The sequence below is a fragment of the Streptomyces sp. NPDC054813 genome, from assembly GCF_053611365.1.
In genome coordinates this window covers 24,381-40,663 of sequence record NZ_JBSHAF010000005.1, presented here as the reverse complement: position 1 = coordinate 40,663, position 16,283 = coordinate 24,381, and the positions used below count along the sequence as shown (strand labels likewise).

The 16,283-nt window shown below is 70.8% G+C and carries 14 protein-coding genes; 5 read left to right on the top strand and 9 right to left on the bottom strand.

The annotated features are described in order from the left end of the window. The first annotated feature begins 28 nt into the window (after nt 1-28). Complete coding sequence (locus ACWGJB_RS11050) at nt 29-1,075, top strand: zinc-dependent alcohol dehydrogenase family protein (protein ID WP_453379905.1); 1,047 nt, start codon at nt 29-31, stop codon at nt 1,073-1,075. A gap of 105 nt (nt 1,076-1,180) precedes the next feature. Here the strand turns inward: ACWGJB_RS11050 and ACWGJB_RS11045 are convergent, their stop codons facing one another. The 4 genes from ACWGJB_RS11045 to ACWGJB_RS11030 form a co-directional block, all read right to left on the bottom strand. Then, nucleotides 1,181-2,191, bottom strand: a complete 1,011-nt coding sequence (locus ACWGJB_RS11045; RefSeq protein WP_453379904.1) for a CopD family protein — start codon at nt 2,189-2,191, stop codon at nt 1,181-1,183. A 105-nt stretch (nt 2,192-2,296) separates the two neighbouring features. Beyond that, nucleotides 2,297-3,673, bottom strand: a complete 1,377-nt coding sequence (locus tag ACWGJB_RS11040) for a CoA transferase (RefSeq protein WP_453379903.1) — start codon at nt 3,671-3,673, stop codon at nt 2,297-2,299. A gap of 36 nt (nt 3,674-3,709) precedes the next feature. Further along, nucleotides 3,710-5,260, bottom strand: coding sequence for a S8 family peptidase (locus tag ACWGJB_RS11035; protein ID WP_453379902.1), 1,551 nt, complete (start codon nt 5,258-5,260; stop codon nt 3,710-3,712). A gap of 65 nt (nt 5,261-5,325) precedes the next feature. Continuing rightward, the gene (locus ACWGJB_RS11030) at nt 5,326-6,852 is read right to left on the bottom strand and encodes a S8 family peptidase (protein ID WP_453379901.1); all 1,527 of its coding nucleotides are present in this window, start codon (nt 6,850-6,852) and stop codon (nt 5,326-5,328) included. Nucleotides 6,853-7,187: 335 nt separating this feature from the next. Between ACWGJB_RS11030 and ACWGJB_RS11025 the strand changes: the two genes are divergently transcribed. The 3 genes from ACWGJB_RS11025 to moaA all read left to right on the top strand — a co-directional run bounded on the left by ACWGJB_RS11025 (nt 7,188) and on the right by moaA (nt 10,303). After that, nucleotides 7,188-7,544: a DUF485 domain-containing protein gene (locus tag ACWGJB_RS11025; RefSeq protein WP_360481442.1), complete on the top strand. Its 357-nt coding sequence runs from the start codon at nt 7,188-7,190 to the stop codon at nt 7,542-7,544. Then, nucleotides 7,541-9,160, top strand: coding sequence for a solute symporter family protein (locus ACWGJB_RS11020; RefSeq protein WP_453379900.1), 1,620 nt, complete (start codon nt 7,541-7,543; stop codon nt 9,158-9,160). Before ACWGJB_RS11025 ends, ACWGJB_RS11020 begins: the two co-directional genes overlap by 4 nt. 153 nt (nt 9,161-9,313) lie before the next feature. Next, complete coding sequence (gene moaA / locus ACWGJB_RS11015) at nt 9,314-10,303, top strand: GTP 3',8-cyclase MoaA (protein WP_453379899.1); 990 nt, start codon at nt 9,314-9,316, stop codon at nt 10,301-10,303. 29 nt (nt 10,304-10,332) lie between these two features. Here the strand turns inward: moaA and ACWGJB_RS11010 are convergent, their stop codons facing one another. Both ACWGJB_RS11010 and ACWGJB_RS11005 read right to left on the bottom strand, forming a co-directional pair. Further along, the gene (locus ACWGJB_RS11010) at nt 10,333-10,539 is read right to left on the bottom strand and encodes a hypothetical protein (RefSeq protein ID WP_450763139.1); all 207 of its coding nucleotides are present in this window, start codon (nt 10,537-10,539) and stop codon (nt 10,333-10,335) included. Between the two features lie 231 nt (nt 10,540-10,770). Beyond that, nucleotides 10,771-11,169, bottom strand: a complete 399-nt coding sequence (locus tag ACWGJB_RS11005) for a DUF3099 domain-containing protein (RefSeq protein WP_453379898.1) — start codon at nt 11,167-11,169, stop codon at nt 10,771-10,773. A 245-nt stretch (nt 11,170-11,414) separates the two neighbouring features. Here ACWGJB_RS11005 and ACWGJB_RS11000 point away from each other — a divergent pair, with 245 nt between their 5' ends. Further along, complete coding sequence (locus ACWGJB_RS11000; protein ID WP_351694615.1) at nt 11,415-11,693, top strand: GlsB/YeaQ/YmgE family stress response membrane protein; 279 nt, start codon at nt 11,415-11,417, stop codon at nt 11,691-11,693. A 103-nt stretch (nt 11,694-11,796) separates the two neighbouring features. Here ACWGJB_RS11000 and tyrS read toward each other — a convergent pair whose 3' ends face one another. The 3 genes from tyrS to ACWGJB_RS10985 all read right to left on the bottom strand — a co-directional run bounded on the left by tyrS (nt 11,797) and on the right by ACWGJB_RS10985 (nt 16,097). After that, nucleotides 11,797-13,065, bottom strand: a complete 1,269-nt coding sequence (gene tyrS, locus ACWGJB_RS10995) for a tyrosine--tRNA ligase (RefSeq protein ID WP_453379897.1) — start codon at nt 13,063-13,065, stop codon at nt 11,797-11,799. A gap of 78 nt (nt 13,066-13,143) precedes the next feature. Next, a complete protein-coding gene (locus tag ACWGJB_RS10990) occupies nt 13,144-14,538 on the bottom strand; it encodes a metallopeptidase TldD-related protein (RefSeq protein ID WP_453379896.1) in 1,395 nt (464 codons plus the stop codon). After that, nucleotides 14,535-16,097 carry a TldD/PmbA family protein gene (locus tag ACWGJB_RS10985; protein WP_453379895.1) on the bottom strand — a complete coding sequence of 521 codons (1,563 nt, stop codon included), beginning with the start codon at nt 16,095-16,097 and terminating at the stop codon, nt 14,535-14,537. Before ACWGJB_RS10985 ends, ACWGJB_RS10990 begins: the two co-directional genes overlap by 4 nt. Nucleotides 16,098-16,283: the final 186 nt, after the last annotated feature.

Sequence of the window (16,283 nt, the reverse complement as noted above, 5' to 3'; positions counted from 1 at the left end):
ACGACACCGCACGAGAGGGATCCTCGCCATGCGCGCCACCACCATCCACGCCCCGTACGACATGCGCGTGGAGGACGTGCCCGAGCCGGTGGTGCAACTGCCCACCGACGCCGTCGTACGCGTGCTGCGCGCCTGTATCTGCGGCAGTGACCTGTGGGCCTACCGTGGCGAGGCGGCCCGGCAGCCGGGGCAGCGCATCGGGCACGAGTTCCTGGGCGTCGTCGAGGAGACCGGTTCCGAGGTGGGCACCGTCCGGCGCGGCGACCTGGTGGTGGCCCCCTTCATGTGGTCCGACGGCGTCTGCGACTACTGCCGCGAGGGCCTGACCACCTCCTGCGAGCACGGCGGCTTCTGGGGCTCGGTGGGGTACGACGGCGGCCAGGGCGAGGCCGTGCGGGTCCCGTTCGCCGACGGCACCCTGGTCCGGCTGCCCAAGGACGCGGCCTCCGACGACCACCTGCTGACCGCCCTGCTCACCCTCTCCGACGTCCTCGGCACCGGCCACCACGCGGCCCTCGGCGCGGGCGCCCGCCCGGGTGCCACGGTCGCCGTCGTCGGGGACGGCGCGGTCGGCCTGTGCGCCGTGCTGGCCGCCCAGCGGCTGGGCGCCGAGCGGATCATCGCGCTGGGCCGGCACGAGGTCCGCACCGACATCGCGCGCCGCTTCGGAGCCACCGACGTCGTCGCCGAGCGCGGGGAGGCGGCCGTGAACGCCGTACGCGAGCTCACCCGGGGCCAGGGTGCGCACTCGGTCGTGGAAGCCGTGGGCACCGAGCAGTCCATGCGGACGGCCGTCGAGATCACCCGGGACGGCGGCGCGATCGGCTTCGTCGGCGTCCCGCACGGCAGCGGCACCGGCCTCGACCTCGGCGTGATGTTCGACCGGAACATCGCCCTGCGCGGCGGTGTCGCCCCGGTCCGCGCCTACATCCCCGACCTGCTGCCCGACGTCCTCGCCGGCACCATCGATCCCTCGCCGGTCTTCGACCTGACCGTCGGCATCGAGGGCGTGCCCGACGGCTACAAGGCGATGGACGAGCGCACCGCCCTGAAGGTGCTCGTCACCAACGGCTGAATCAACATCCCGATCGATATCCCGGTCAATGGTTGATCAGGTCCACTTGAAGGAGCGCACCTGATGGAGCGCACTTGATCGGGTCGACCTGAACAAGCGACCCGGTCAAGTCCATCTGATCGGTACCGGCAGTGCCGTCAGCACGCCCGACACCGCGACCACCACCGCCAGCACGGCCACCTCGGCCCGCGCGGGGACGTACGCGGTGAGCGGGTCGGCCGCCCGGCGCAGCCGGAACCGTGCCCACAGCGCGAGCGCGGCGACGGCGGCGACGAGGACCACCTTGGCCAGCAGGGTGCGCCCGTACGCCGTCGTCGTCAGCTGGTCCAGGATCGTGCCCGCGGGCATCCGCCGCAGCGAACTCCACACGCCCGTCGCGGTGATGGCCGCGAGCAGTACGGCGGCCACGCGCGCGTAGAGACCGAGCAGCGCCGCTCCGGCCTCCCGGCCGCGCCACCGGCGCAGCAGGCGCAGTGCGTGCAGCAGACCGCCCGCCCACAGCGTCGCGCACGTCAGATGCACCAGGGTCAGCGCCGAGCCGAGCAACGGGCTGTGCTCGGGCGCGGGATGGGCGCGCAGCGCCTCGGCGACGACCACCGTGGCGAGCGGCCACACCTGGATCGCCGGGCGGCGCGCGCGGGCGCACAGACCGGCCAGCAGAAAGGCGTTGACCTCGATCAGCGCCAACTTGCCGTCACGTGACCGGTACAGGCCGCCCACGTCGATGTCGGCGAGAGAGCGCGGTACCAGGTTGCCCGTCGACACGAGCGACGCGAGCGCCAGCGCGGCGACGAAACCGGCGGCGGCCGCGAACGCCGCCCAGCTGGACGGCCGTTCCGGCGGCGCGTCGGGCAGCCGGCGGGCCAGCCGGTCCACGAAGACCTCGCCCAGCGGCACGCACAGGGCGGCGAACAGCACCCCGCGCAGCAGGGCGATGCCGCCCACCCCCGGCGCCGCGGCCTCCCCGGTGTCGTGCAACGCGGCGGACGGTCCGAGCAGCGGCACCAGCGCGGCCAGCGCCACCAGGAGCAGGACGGCGACGGCCCGGCGGGTGCCGGGGCGTCTCGTGGGGACGCTCGCGTCGGCCGCTTCGGTGGTCGGTCCTGTCGCCGTCACCCCAGGATCTTCGCCAGCCGTGACAGAACCGGGCAAGTGCCGGAAAACAACTGACGGAGCGTCATTCCGTCTATTCGTGTGTTTCCGGCCATCCGGGCGGTGCGGTCATGCCCACTCGGCCGGATCCGATCCCCACGGCACCGGAGGCCGCGCCCAGTCGGCCGGGCCGCCCGCGAAGGACACCGGTGGCCGTGCGTACCGCAGCCGCCCCAGCGAGCTGTCCGTCTCGGCGAGCCAGACGTCCGGTCCCTCGTACGGCTCACCGTCCTCGGGCTCGGGCTCCATCTCCGCCGTCAGCCACCGCGCCGTGCGCGCCAGCGCCAGCCGTACGAACCTGCTCCCGCCGTCGTACGACTGCTCGGTCAGTGCTCGCAGCACTCCCGCCGCCAGCAGATACCCCGTGCCGTGGTCGAGCGCCTGCGCGGGCAGCGCGCCCGGCCGGTCGGCCGAGCCCTCGGTCTCCGCGATACCGGTGGCGACCTGCACCAGGCTGTCGAAGCCGCGCCGTCCGCCCCACGGCCCGTACCCGCCCCACGCGGACACCTGGGCCACGACCAGCCCCGGCCGCCGTTCGGCCAGTGCCTCGGGGGAGAGTCCGAACCGGTCCAGGGCGCCCGGCCGGTAGCCGGTGACCACGACGTCCGCCGAGGCCAGCAGCTCCTCGAAGGCCGCCCGGCCGGTCGTGAGATCGAGCGTCGCCGAGCGCTTCCCGAAGCCCGTGTCGGCGTGCTGGTCGGGGAGTTCGGGCAGCCAGGGCGCGTCCAGGCGCAGGACGTCCGCGCCCAGCAGCGCCAGCGTGCGGGTGGCCACCGGGCCGGCCAGGACCCGGGTCAGGTCCAGGATGCGCAGCCCGGCGGCGGGCAGCAGGGGAGAGGCGCCGGCGTCGAGCGGCGGGAGCACGCGCGCGTGGGCCGTGTCCAGACGGCCTCGCTCGGCGAGGGGGCGTGCGGCCACCTCGGCCGCCTGCTCGTGCGCGGCCCACTCCCCGGGCGAGCGCAGCGCCACGGCGAGCCCGCCGGCGCCGTAGACGGCGGTCTCGACCGCCAAGGCGGGCTGCTCGGCGATCCGGGCCGCCACGTCCTCGGCCGCAGCCCCCTCCGGCAGCCCCAGCGCGGCCAGCAGCCGGGCCCGGTGGTGCGGGTAGTTGGCGTGGATGCGCACCCATCCGTCGGCCGTGCGCCAGAACCGCGACAGCGGGGCGAACTGCACGGGAGCGCGCCCGTCGACCAGGACCTGCCGCTCGCTGGTGAACGCCGTCACCACCGCCCCGTCGTCCACCCGAACGCCCGGCACCTGAGCGGAACCGGTCCGGCGCGCCCCCAGCTCGGCGGCGGCCAGCGCGCACGCGCCGACACACGCGCGTGCCAGCCGTCGTACGGGAAGGCGTGACCGGAGCGTGCCCGCGCGTGCCACGGTCGTGATCCGCGCGGGCAACGACGGATCGCCACCCAGCGCGGACCACGCGTAGTTGATTGCAGTCATGACTGCACTATGCAGTATTGACTGAATCAATATATGCTACCGGGTCACCGCCGCCAGTGCGTCCACCGTGCCCCAGCCGTAGAAACCGTTGTGGTTCTTGGAGCCCTCGCACACCGCGTCGACCTTGCCGTCGCCGTTGATGTCGTACGGGTCGGTGCACGGCGTGGCGCTCGCCTCGGCGTACAGCAGGGCCTTCACCAGGGCGGGGGAGGCGTGCGGATGGGTTGACTTGATCAATGCGGCGACACCGACGACATGCGGGGTCGCCATCGACGTACCGGCCATGTAGCCCCAGGTGCCGCCCGGCAGCGGGCCCAGGATCAGGCCGCTGGTCGCCGGGGGCGCCGGGGACTGGTAGGCGGTCGAGTCGCCGCCGGGCGCGGCGACGTCGATCACTCCGAGGCCGTAGTTGGAGAAGGACGACTTGAGGCCCTTCGCGCCGGTGGCGGCGACCGTGACGACGCCCGGCAACTGGGTCGGTATGTCGTAGCACTTGTGCGGGTCGATCACCCGGTCGCTGGGCGTGCCGTCGTTCGGTGAGACCGGGTCGGTGATCGAGTCGGAGGCCAGGTCGTAGCTCTCGTTGCCGGCCGCCGCCACGTTGACGGTGCCCTTCCTCTCCGCGAACCGGGAGGCCCGGGTGATGGCGTCGACGAGCGCCTTCTGGTCCGGGTCGGTGGTGCAGTTGAAGTACCAGGGGTCGGTGTAATAGCTGTTGTTGGTGACGTCGATGTGGTGCTCGGCCGCCCACACGAAACCGCAGACCACGGCCTCCGTGTAGAAGTACCCGGCGGTGGTGGCGACCTTGATGCCCGCCACCTTGACGCCCGGCGCCACACCGGTGATGCCGATCCCGTTCTTGGCGCCCGCGATCTCTCCTGCCACATGGGTGCCGTGCGGGCTCTCGGCGGCGCTGGGCCGCCAGGCCCCGTACGTGGTGTCCGGCTTGCCCGACACGCAGTTGGTGGACTGCGCGGCGGAGAAGTTGGGGGCGATGTCCGGGTGGGTGTCGTCGACGCCGGTGTCGATCACGGCGACGGTGACCTTCGAGCTGCCCAGGGTCTTCTCGTGCGCCTTGTCGGCCTTGATGGCGGGCAGGTCCCACTGCAAGGGCTCCAGCGGGTCCTGCCCGTCGGCCGCCTGCGCGTCCGCCTCCGCGACCTGCTCGGAGCTGAGCACCTGGGGCGCGCCGACGTCGGTGGTCGACTGGGCGGGCAGCGGCGCGTTGCGGGTGGCGCCCGCCGAGTCCACGCCCGGCACCTTGCGCAGGGTCTTGGCGAAGTCGGGGTTGGACGAGTGGACCACGATCACGCCGATCTCGTCGTACGAGATCACCACCGAACCGCCGGCCCGGCCGATCGCCCGCTGGACGCGCTGCGAGGTGCCGTGTCCGGGGCGGACGTTGACGACATAGCTGAGGGACGTCGCGTCACTCGCGTCCGAGGCGCCCGTGGCCGTGGCCGTGGCCGTGGTCGTGGTGTCGGCGGCGGACGCCGAGACGTCGGGCAGGAACGCGAGGGCCGTGGCCATGGCCATTCCGAGCGGGATGGCGAGCGCGCGGCGGTGGCGCGACTGGGGCGCTGTCATGTGGGTGAGCCTCCGGTTCGTTCGCGAAACGAGCATGCCGTGCGGGAAGTCCTGCTGCGGGCTGGTCACTTGACCGCGCGGAGCGCGTTCACGACCCCCGAGCCGTAGAAGCCGTTGTTGTGTTTCCCGCCCACACAGGTGGCGTCCACGACGCCGTCGCCGTCCCCGTCGTAGGGGCCGGTCGGGCAGCCCGGGTTGTCCGCCTCGGCCTTCAGCAGGGCCAGGAGCCGGGCCGGGGAGGCGTGCGGGTGGGTCGACTTCAGCAGCGCGGCGACCGCGGCCACGTGCGGGGACGCCATCGAGGTGCCCTGGAGGAAGCCGTACTGGTCGTTCGGCAGGGTGGACAGGATGCGGCCGTTCTGTGACGGCGTGTCCGGGATCTGGTACTTGTCGCCGCCCGGGCCCGCCACGTCGACGACGCCCTGTCCGTAGCTGGAGTAGTAGGACTTGGCGTTCTTGACACCGACCGCGCTCACGGTGACCACACCGGGCAGCTGGGTCGGCACGTCGAAGCACTCGTGCGGGTCGGCCGTGCGGGTCGTGGCCGTCGAGTCGTCGGGGCTGGAGGCGTCCGTGAGGGCGTGCGCGTCGAGATCGTCGTTCGAGTTGCCCGCGGAGGCCACATTGAGCGTGCCCTTGCTCCGGGCGTACAACTGCGCCCTGTTGACCGCGTCAACGATGGCACGTTGATCCGGGTCGTCCATGCAGTTGTACAGCCATGGATCAACGTAGTAGCTGTTGTTGGTGATCTCCACGCCGTGGTCGGCGGCGAACACGAAGGCGCAGACCACGCTCTCCGGGTAGAACAGCTGCGTCGAGTCGGGCTGGGCCACGGTGATGCTCGCGACCTTCACCCCTGGTGCCACGCCCGCCACGCCGATGCCGTTGCGGGCGGCGGCTATCTCACCCGCGACATGCGTGCCGTGGTAGTGGTCGGCGTCCACCGGCCGCCAGGCCCCGTACGTGGTGTCCGGCTTGCCCGACACGCAGTTGGTGGACTGCGCGGCGGAGAAGTTGGGGGCGATGTCCGGGTGGGTGTCGTCGACGCCGGTGTCGATGATGCCGACCGTCACCGAGCGGCTCCCCGGGTTGACCGCGGCGGCCTTGTCGGCGCCGATGGTCCGCAGGTCCCACTGGTCGGCCTCCAAGGGCTCCTGGCGGGCCGCCGCCCTCTTCTCGACCTTCGCGGCGTCCGCCTTCGACAGGACCTGCACGGCCCCCTCGGCCGTGGTCCCCGCCGCGCTCAGCGGAGCCGTCCGCGTCGCTCCCGCCGACCGCACCCCGCGCACCGCGCGCATCGCGGCGCCGAAGTCCGGGTTCGCCGAGTGCGCGACGATCACGCCGATCCTGTCGTACGACTCGACGATCGTGCCGCCGTTGCGGGTGATCGCCCGCTGCACCGACTCGATCGTGCGGTGGTCCGTCCTGGTGTTGACGACATAGGCCAGGTTCGGCCCGTCCGCCGCCGGCGTCGCCGAGGCCGTCAGCGGTGCCGCCGAAGCCGCCGCCGGCAGTAGGCCGAGCGAGGCGGTCAGTGACAGGGCAACCGGTACGGCGAGCGCCAGCGCGCGTCTGGAACGCAGATGAGCCATGGGGTCTCCACATCATCCGGAACATCAACCGAAAACGGGCCCGCCCGAGCCGCGAGTTGCCACTTGGGCAGGTACATGACGGGTGGTGCAGGGCGAAGCTATCTCCCGCACTCACCGGCCAGCAATGACCGGAGGCGACTCACATCGGCGACTTCCGAAAGAACTCGGGCGAGTTGAACCTGTCCACGCGTGGCGCCGTGACCTTGAGGAGGGAGCCACAGCAGGATCGAGGCCCCCTGTCGGAATCACCTGACGGAGTCGACTCGTCACTCCGGGTAGGTGGTCCAAGTGTCTGTGAGGTCAGAATCCGCATGTCCGTATCGCGAGGAGACTCCGTGGCTACCGAGACACCACCGCCCTCGAACACGCAGACCCGGCTCCCCTCCAGCGAGGAGTTCGCCGAGGTGCAGCAGAGTCCGGAGTTCGCCGAACTGCGGCACTCCTACCGGTCCTTCGCCTTCCCGCTGACCGTCGGCTTCATCGCCTGGTACCTGCTGTACGTCCTGCTCTCCAACTACGCGGGCGACTTCATGGGCACCAAGGTCGTCGGCAACATCAACGTGGCCCTGGTCCTCGGCCTCGCCCAGTTCCTCACCACGTTTCTCATCGCCTGGTGGTACGCGCACCACGCCGCGGCCAAGCTCGACCCCAAGGCCGAGGCCATCAAGTCCCGGATGGAGGGCGGCGCATGAACCCCGCGATCACCATGGCGGCCGGCGAGGCCAGCGAGCACCGGACACTGATCATCACCCTGTTCGCGGTGTTCGTCGCCGCGACCCTCGTCATCACCATCTGGGCCGGCCGTCAGACCAAGGACGCCGCCGACTTCTACGCGGGCGGCCGCCAGTTCACCGGCTTCCAGAACGGCCTCGCCGTCTCCGGCGACTACATGTCCGCCGCGTCCTTCCTCGGCATCGCCGGCGCCATCGCCCTCTTCGGCTACGACGGCTTCCTCTACTCCATCGGCTTCCTGGTCGCCTGGCTCGTCGCCCTGCTCCTGGTCGCCGAGCCGCTGCGCAACTCCGGCCGCTACACCATGGGCGACGTACTCGCCTACCGCATGCGCCAGCGCCCGGTCCGCACCGCGGCCGGCACCTCGACGATCGTGGTGTCGATCTTCTACCTGCTGGCCCAGATGGCGGGAGCGGGCGTCCTCGTCTCTCTCCTGCTCGGCATCACCAGCGACGGCGGCAAGATCGGCATCGTGGCCCTGGTCGGCGTCCTGATGATCGTCTACGTCACCATCGGCGGCATGAAGGGCACCACCTGGGTGCAGATGGTCAAGGCCGTGCTGCTCATCGCGGGCGCCCTGCTGCTGACCTTCATGGTCCTGGCCAAGTTCCACTTCAACATCTCCGACCTGCTCGGCAAGGCCGCCGACAACAGCGGCAAGGGCAGTGCCTTCCTGGAGCCCGGCCTGAAGTACGGCGCCACCGGCACCAGCAAGCTGGACTTCCTCTCCCTCGGCATCGCCCTGGTCCTCGGCACCGCCGGCCTGCCGCACATCCTGATCCGCTTCTACACCGTGCCCACCGCGAAGGCCGCCCGTAAGTCCGTGCTCTGGGCGATCGGCCTGATCGGCGCCTTCTACCTGATGACGCTCGCCCTCGGCTTCGGCGCCGCCGCGCTGATCAAACCGGACGAGATCATCGCCTCCAACAAATCGGGCAACACCGCGGCCCCTCTGCTCGCCCTGCATCTCGGCGGCGTCGACTCCAACTGGGGCGCGATCCTGCTGGCCACCATCTCGGCGGTGGCCTTCGCGACGATCCTCGCCGTGGTCGCGGGCCTCACCCTGGCCTCGTCCTCGTCCTTCGCGCACGACATCTACGCCAACGTGATCAAGAAGGGCCAGGCCTCCGAGAAGCAGGAGATCAACGCGGCCCGCTACGCCACCGTCGGCATCGGCGCGGTATCGATCGTGCTCGGCGCCCTGGCCCGCGACCTCAACGTCGCCGGCCTGGTCGCGCTCGCCTTCGCGGTCGCCGCCTCCGCGAACCTGCCGACCATCCTCTACAGCCTCTTCTGGAAGCGGTTCACCACCGGGGGCGCCCTCTGGTCGATCTACGGCGGCCTGGTCACCGCGGTCGGCCTGGTCCTCTTCTCACCGGTGGTGTCCGGCAAGGAGACCTCGATGTTCCCGGGCGTCGACTTCCACTGGTTCCCCCTGGAGAACCCGGGCATCATCTCGATCCCGGTCGGCTTCCTCCTCGGCGTCGTGGGCACCTACCTGTCCAAGGAGGTCCCGGACGCCGCGAAGTACGCGGAACTGGAGGTGCGGTCCCTGACCGGCACCGGAGCGCACTGACCTTCCTACGACTGGCCGCGTCGACGGGATCGTAGGGTCCTACGACGCGGCCGCGTCGTACCTCGTGGCATCGGGCCTCTCGCGATGTCAGCGCTGTCACGTAGGCTCGCAAGTGACGGAAGAGAACTGATCCGTGACGAGGGAGGGGGCCACGTGCTCATCGATACCTATGGCCGGGTGGCCACCGACCTGAGGGTCTCACTGACCGACCGGTGCAATCTGCGTTGCACGTACTGCATGCCCGAGGAGGGCCTGCAGTGGCTGACCAAGTCCGACCTGCTCACGGACGACGAGATCGTGCGCCTGATCGACATCGCCGTCCGCCTGCTGGGCATCGAAGAGGTCCGCTTCACCGGCGGCGAGCCCCTGCTGCGCCCCGGTCTGGTCGGCATCGTGGAGCGGGTGGCGGCCCTGGCCCCCCGCCCCCAGATGTCCCTGACGACCAACGGCATCGGCCTGCGGCGCACCGCCACGGCCCTGAAGGCGGCCGGTCTGGACCGGGTCAACGTCTCCCTCGACACCCTCCGTCCGGCGGTCTTCAAGACTCTCACCCGCCGCGACCGCCACCAGGACGTCCTCGACGGCCTCCAGGCCGCCCGTGACGCCGGCCTCACCCCCGTCAAGGTCAACACGGTCCTGATGCCGGGCCTGAACGCGGACGAGGCTCCCGACCTGCTGGCCTGGGCGCTGGAGCACGACTACGAGCTACGTTTCATCGAGCAGATGCCGCTGGACGCCCAGCACGGCTGGAAACGCGACAGCATGGTGACGGCGGGAGACATCCTCGCCTCGCTCCACACCCGCTTCGACCTCACCCCCGAGGACGCGGACGAGCGAGGGGCCGCCCCGGCGGAGCGCTGGCTGGTGAACGGCGGCCCGTACCGCGTCGGCGTCATCGCCTCGGTCACCCGCCCGTTCTGCGCGGCCTGCGACCGCACCCGCCTCACGGCCGACGGCCAGATACGCAACTGCCTGTTCGCCAGGGAAGAGACCGACCTGCGCGGCGCGCTTCGCTCGGGCGGGTCCGACGAGGAGATCGCCCGCATCTGGCGACTGGCGATGTGGGGGAAGAAGGCGGGCGCGGGTCTGGACGATCCCTCGTTCGTCCAGCCGGACCGGCCGATGTCCGCGATCGGGGGCTAGAGCCGCCCGGCAGGCGCTCTACCGGAGCCCTACGGGGACGGCTCCCACTCCTTCAACAACACGACATCCTTCAAAAACCCCCGCACCCCAAGGAACTGAGAGAGATGCTCCCGGTGCTCCTCACACGCGAGCCAGGTCTTCCGCCGCTCCGGCGTGTGGATCTTCGGGTTGTTCCACGCCAGTACCCACACCGCGTCGGCCCGGCAACCCTTCGCTGAACAGATAACGTCACTCACTGCTTCGTCCCGCACTGCGTCGTCTTGCAAAAAGAGCCCCGAACAAGGCGACGCCGAGCAGCCACGGGGGGAGCTGCCCGGCGTCGGTCCGTCGCTCCGACGGGGGATGCGGAGCGCGTACGCAGTATGTCATGGGTCACCCTCCGCCCGGCACCGGAACAGCACGATTGATCTGAGCTTTTCTTGAGCTTTGTGTGCGGCCGTCGCCCGCTCACGCCGCGTCCCCGGTGCTCAGACCGGATCCGGCCGCTCACCGCGCACCCCTGCCGCCGGGTCGGCCACCACGTCCTCCGGGACGGGTTCCGGGTGCGGTTCCTCCGCGCGCGGCGGCGCGATCATCAGCCGGGTCGGTGCCACACCGAACGTCGACGGGAGTGAGGACGGCCGCTCCCGGCCCGCGTTGGCGATCACGACCGCGACATAGGGGAGCAGCGCCCCGAGCACCAACGCCACGACGGCGACATAGCGTTCAACGTTCCACAACGTGGCCGCGAGAATCACCGAGACGGTCCGGACGGACATCGAGATGACATACCGCCGCTGCCGGCCGCGCACGTCCTCGGCAAGGCCGGTGCGGGCCCCGGTGATCCGGAACACCTGGACGCTGCCGCCGCCGCGCTGCTTCCGCATCACATTCCACCATCCGCCCGCATCGGACTCTCCCCGGCCCCTACCCTGCCCTCACCCGTACGGGGAACCGGGCCAGGACGTCTCCCACGTTACGCCGCGCCTGCGCCGCCTTCGAGACCGGGGCGCCCGCCCGCCTGCGTGAACGTTCTGCGCCGTACCGCGTACGGGTGTACCGACATGCGCCGTACGGCGGACAGGCCGAAACTTGGCGTAATGCTCACGTCGAGCCGTACGAGGAGGCAGCCATGGGATGGTTGTGGGCGATCATCGTGGGATTCGTGCTGGGCCTGATCGCGAAGGCGGTCATCCCGGGCAAGCAGCACAGCCCCCTCTGGCTGACGACCATCTTCGGCATGCTGGGCGCGATCGCCGGCAACGCGATCGCCCGCGCGGTGGGCGTGGCGGAGACGAGAGGCATCGACTGGAGCCGCCACATCTTCCAGCTGGTCGCCGCGATCATCATCGTCTTCCTGGGCGACATGCTCTACATGGCAACCCTGGGCAAGCGAAAGCACCGAGTCTGAGGCGCCCCGTAGGGGCGCGGGGCTGTATCCGCGGCTCCGCCCGTAGGCGCGACCAGCCACAACCGACCGGCACTCCGCAACGCACCCCGCGCCCCAACGGCGCTTACGAACCGACGACCTCCACAGCCGCCAGATTCTTCTTGCCCCTTCGCAGCACCAGCCACCGCCCGTGCAGCAGCTCCGCAGGATCCGGCACCGCGTCCTCGGCGGTCACCTTGACGTTGTTCACGTAGGCTCCGCCCTCCTTCACGGTCCGCCGGGCGGCGGACTTGCTCGCCACCAGCCCGACCTCGGCGAACAGGTCGACCACCGGCCCCAGTTCGGCGACCTGGATGTGCGGCACCTCGGAGAGCGACGCGGCCAGAGTCTTCTCGTCCAGCTCCGCCAGCTCCCCCTGCCCGAAGAGCGCACGGCTCGCGGCGATCACCGCGGCCGTCTGCTCGGCGCCGTGCACCAGCGTCGTCAGCTCCTCGGCCAGCGCCCGCTGGGCCGCCCGCGCCTGCGGACGCTCCTCGGTCTGCTTCTCCAGGTCCTCGATCTCCTCGTGCGACCTGAAGCTGAAGATCCGCAGGAACTTGGAGACGTCCCGGTCGTCCGCGTTCAGCCAGAACTGGTAGAAGGCGTACGGCGTGGTCATCTCCGGGTCGAGCCAGACCGTGCCGGACTCCGTCTTGCCGAACTTGGTGCCGTCGGCCTTCGTGATCAGCGGCGTGCCCAGCGCGTGCACCACGGCGTCGGGCTCGACCTTGTGAATCAGGTCGGTGCCCGAGGTGAGGTTGCCCCACTGGTCGCTGCCGCCGGTCTGCAGCGTGCAGCCGTACCGCCGGTACAGCTCCAGGAAGTCCATCCCCTGGAGGATCTGGTAGCTGAACTCGGTGTAGCTGATGCCCTCCTGGGACTCCAGCCGCCGGGCGACGGCCTCCTTCGCGATCATCTTGTTCACGCGGAAGTGCTTGCCGACGTCCCGAAGGAACTCGATGGCGGACATGCCCTGGGTCCAGTCCAGGTTGTTGACCATGACCGCCGCGTTCGGCCCCTCGAAGTCCAGCAGGGGGGCGATCTGCGCGCGCAGCCGCTCGACCCACTGGGCGACGACCTCGGGCGCGTTCAGCGTGCGCTCGGCATTCGGTTTCGGGTCGCCGATCAGGCCCGTGGCACCCCCGACCAGGCCCAGCGGGCGGTTGCCCGCCTGCTGGATCCGGCGCATCGTCAGGATCTGCACGAGGTTGCCGAGGTGCAGACTGGGCGCGGTCGGGTCGAAGCCGCAATAGAACGTGACAGGACCGTCCGCGAACGCCTTGCGCAATGCGTCCTCGTCCGTGGAGAGGGCGATGAGCCCCCGCCACTTCAGCTCGTCGACGATGTCCGTCACGGTTCTCGTATCTCCTTGGGCGATCTCGGATGATCTTTGGATGATCCTGGGGCAGTCGTGCGACCACCGGCTACGAGGTTATACGCCCTGACTGACAGAGCTCATATTGAAGTCAGGCACGCGCAGCGCGGGCATCGCAGCCCTAGTGAACCAGTCGCTCCACTCCCTCGGCAGCGTCTTTTCCGTGCGCCCGGCCTCGGTGGCCCGCCCCAGCAGGTCCACCGGCGACTCGTTGAACCGGAAGTTGTTCACCTGCCCGGTGACCTGGCCGTTCTCCACCAGGTACACGCCGTCCCGGGTCAGGCCGGTGAGCAGCAGCGTCGCCGGGTCGACCTCGCGGATGTACCAGAGGCAGGTCAGCAGCAACCCGCGTTCGGTGGCCGCGACCATCTCGTCCAGGGAGCGGTCGTCGCCGCCGTCCAGGATCAGGTTCCCGCCCGCCGGGGCGACCGGCAGCCCGGTCAGACCGGCCGTGTGCCGGGTGGTGGTCAGGTGTTTCAGCTCGCCGCCCGCGACCCACTCGGTGGCGCCGACCGGCAGCCCGTTGTCGAAGACCGACTGGTCACCGCCGGAGGAGTGCGCCACGACGAACGGAGCGGACTCCAGGCCCGGCTCGTTCGGGTCGCTGCGCAGGGTCAGCGGCAGCTCGGTCAGCCGCTCGCCGACGCGGGTGCCGCCGCCCGGCTTGGAGAACACCGTCCGCCCCTCGGCCGCGTCCCGCCCGGACGCCGACCACAGCTGGTAGATCAGCAGGTCGGCCACGGCGGTCGGCGGCAGCAGCGTCTCGTACCGGCCCGCCGGCAGCTCCACCCGGCGCTCCGCCCAGCCCAGCCGCACGGCCAGCTCGGCGTCGAGCGCGCCCGGGTCGACGTCCTTGAAGTCCCGGGTGGACCGCCCGGCCCAGGCCGACCGGGTACGGTCCGGCGACTTGGCGTTCAGCTCAAGGGTGCCGGTGGGCTGGTCGTGGCGCAGCCGCAGCCCGGTCGAGGTGCCGATGTACGTCGAGACCAGCTCGTGGTTGGCGAAGCCGTACAGCTCGCGGCCACCGGCACGCGCGCGTGCGAAGGCCTCGCCGAGCGCCGGGGCGAAGTCGGCGAACACGGCCGAGGAGGTCTCGGCGGGCGCGTCCGTGAAGTCCTGCGCCTCCGGCACGCCGGTGACCAGCGGCTGCGCGTCCTCGGCGGGACCGGCGCCGCGCGCGGCGGCCTCGGCGGCCCGTACCAGCGGCTCCAGGTCGTCGGCGGTCACCGCCGACCGGGACACGACACCGGAGGCGGTGCCCTCCTTGCCGTCGACGGTCGCTACGACGGTGAGTGAACGGCCGCGCGTGACGCCGTTCGTGGTGAGCGCGTTGCCGGCCCAGCGCAGGTTGGCGGTGGAGTGCTCGTCGGCGATGACCACACAGCCGTCGGCGCGGGAGAGTTCCAGTGCGCGCTCGACGATCTCGTGCGGCTTGTTGTCACGGGCGCTCATCGACCGGCCTCCTGCGTGGTGTTGAGGATGTTGACGCCCTTGAAGAGGGCCGAGGGGCAGCCGTGGGACACGGCGGCGACCTGTCCCGGCTGGGCCTTGCCGCAGTTGAAGGCGCCGCCCAGGACGTAGGTCTGCGGGCCGCCGACGGCCGCCATGGAGCCCCAGAAGTCGGTGGTCGTCGCCTGGTAGGCGACATCCCGGAGCTGTCCGGTGATCCGCCCGTTCTCGATCCTGAAGAACCGCTGGCCGGTGAACTGGAAGTTGTAGCGCTGCATGTCGATCGACCAGGAACGGTCGCCGACGACATAGATCCCGCGGTCGACCCCGCCGATCAGGTCCTCGGTCGACAGCCCGCCCGGATCGGGCCGGAGCGAGACGTTGGCCATGCGCTGCACGGGCACATGCCCGGGGGAGTCGGCGTACGCGCACCCGTTGGAGCGCTCGAAGCCGGTCAGCTTCGCGATCCTGCGGTCCAGCTGGTAGCCGACGAGCGTGCCGTCCTTCACCAGGTCCCAGGACTGGGCCTCGACGCCCTCGTCGTCGTAGCCGACGGTCGCCAGGCCGTGCTCGGCGGTGCGGTCGCCGGTGACGTTCATCAGCTCGGAGCCGTACCTGAGCTTGCCGAGCTGGTCGAAGGTGGCGAAGGAGGTGCCGGCGTAGGCGGCCTCGTAGCCGAGCGCGCGGTCCAGCTCGGTGGCGTGGCCGATGGACTCGTGGATGGTCAGCCACAGGTTGGACGGGTCGACCACCAGGTCGTACAGCCCCGCCTCGACGCTCGGCGCCCGCATCTTCTCGGCGAGCAGCACCGGGATCTGCTCCAGTTCGGCGTCCCAGTCCCAGCCGGTGCCGGTGAGGTACTCCCACCCGCGGCCGACCGGCGGCGCGATGGTCCGCATCGAGTCGAACTCGCCGCTCGACTCGTCCACCGACACGGCGGTCAGCTGGGGGTGCAGCCGCACCCGCTGCTGGGTGGTCACGGTCCCGGCCGTGTCGGCGTAGAACTTGTTCTCGTGCACGGTGAGCAGCGAGGCGTCGACATGGTCTACACCGTTCGCCGCCAGCAGCCGGGCGCTCCAGTCCGCGAGCAGCGCGGCCTTCTCCTCGTCGGGCACGGTGAACGGATCGATCTCGTACGACGAGACCCACGTCCGCTCCTCGTGCACCGGCTCACCGGCCAGCTCGACCCGCTCTTCGGACCCGGCGGCCTTGATCACCTGCGCCGAGAGCTTCGCCATCGCCACCGCCTGGGAGGCGACCTTGGCGGCGGCGTCCAGGCTCAGGTCCACGCCGGAGGCGAAGCCCCAGGTACCGCCGTGCACGACCCGGACCGCGTATCCGAGGTCGGTGGTGTCCGACGATCCGGCGGGCCTGGCGTCCCTGAGACTCCAGGACGCGCTGCGCACCCGCTCGAACCGGAAGTCCGCGTGCTGGGCGCCCAGTGCACGCGCGCGTGCCAGCGCGGCGTCGGCCAGGGCCCGTAGCGGAAGCGCCGTGAAGGCTTCGTCGATGGAATGAGGCACGGAGGTCTCCCTGCTGTCGTGGCCTGTCCGTCCGATCATGTCGCGCCCGCGGGTGTACGGACCACAGGTTTCGGCCCGGCGTCGGGCCTTTCTGTAGGGACCCGACAGCGACACCCCCGAGCCACTGTCGGTGCCCGCTTGCTCGCCGTGCTGGCGGGACCGATAGGTTTTCGATGAAGCCGCCTGTCGTGCCAGCTGTTCCGGCCGGTGGTCAGACCGAACGAA

Excerpts from the sequence above, each read along its gene's own strand:
- ACWGJB_RS11050 (WP_453379905.1), top strand. The coding sequence starts at position 29 with ATGCGCGCCACCACCATCCACGCCCCGTACGACATGCGCGTGGAGGAC.
- ACWGJB_RS11040 (WP_453379903.1), bottom strand. The coding sequence starts at position 3,673 with ATGACTGCAATCAACTACGCGTGGTCCGCGCTGGGTGGCGATCCGTCG.
- ACWGJB_RS11035 (WP_453379902.1), bottom strand. The coding sequence starts at position 5,260 with ATGACAGCGCCCCAGTCGCGCCACCGCCGCGCGCTCGCCATCCCGCTC.
- ACWGJB_RS11030 (WP_453379901.1), bottom strand. The coding sequence starts at position 6,852 with ATGGCTCATCTGCGTTCCAGACGCGCGCTGGCGCTCGCCGTACCGGTT.
- ACWGJB_RS11020 (WP_453379900.1), top strand. The coding sequence starts at position 7,541 with ATGAACCCCGCGATCACCATGGCGGCCGGCGAGGCCAGCGAGCACCGG.
- ACWGJB_RS11005 (WP_453379898.1), bottom strand. The coding sequence starts at position 11,169 with ATGCGGAAGCAGCGCGGCGGCGGCAGCGTCCAGGTGTTCCGGATCACC.
- ACWGJB_RS11000 (WP_351694615.1), top strand. The coding sequence starts at position 11,415 with ATGGGATGGTTGTGGGCGATCATCGTGGGATTCGTGCTGGGCCTGATC.
- ACWGJB_RS10990 (WP_453379896.1), bottom strand. The coding sequence starts at position 14,538 with ATGAGCGCCCGTGACAACAAGCCGCACGAGATCGTCGAGCGCGCACTG.
- ACWGJB_RS10985 (WP_453379895.1), bottom strand. The coding sequence starts at position 16,097 with ATGATCGGACGGACAGGCCACGACAGCAGGGAGACCTCCGTGCCTCAT.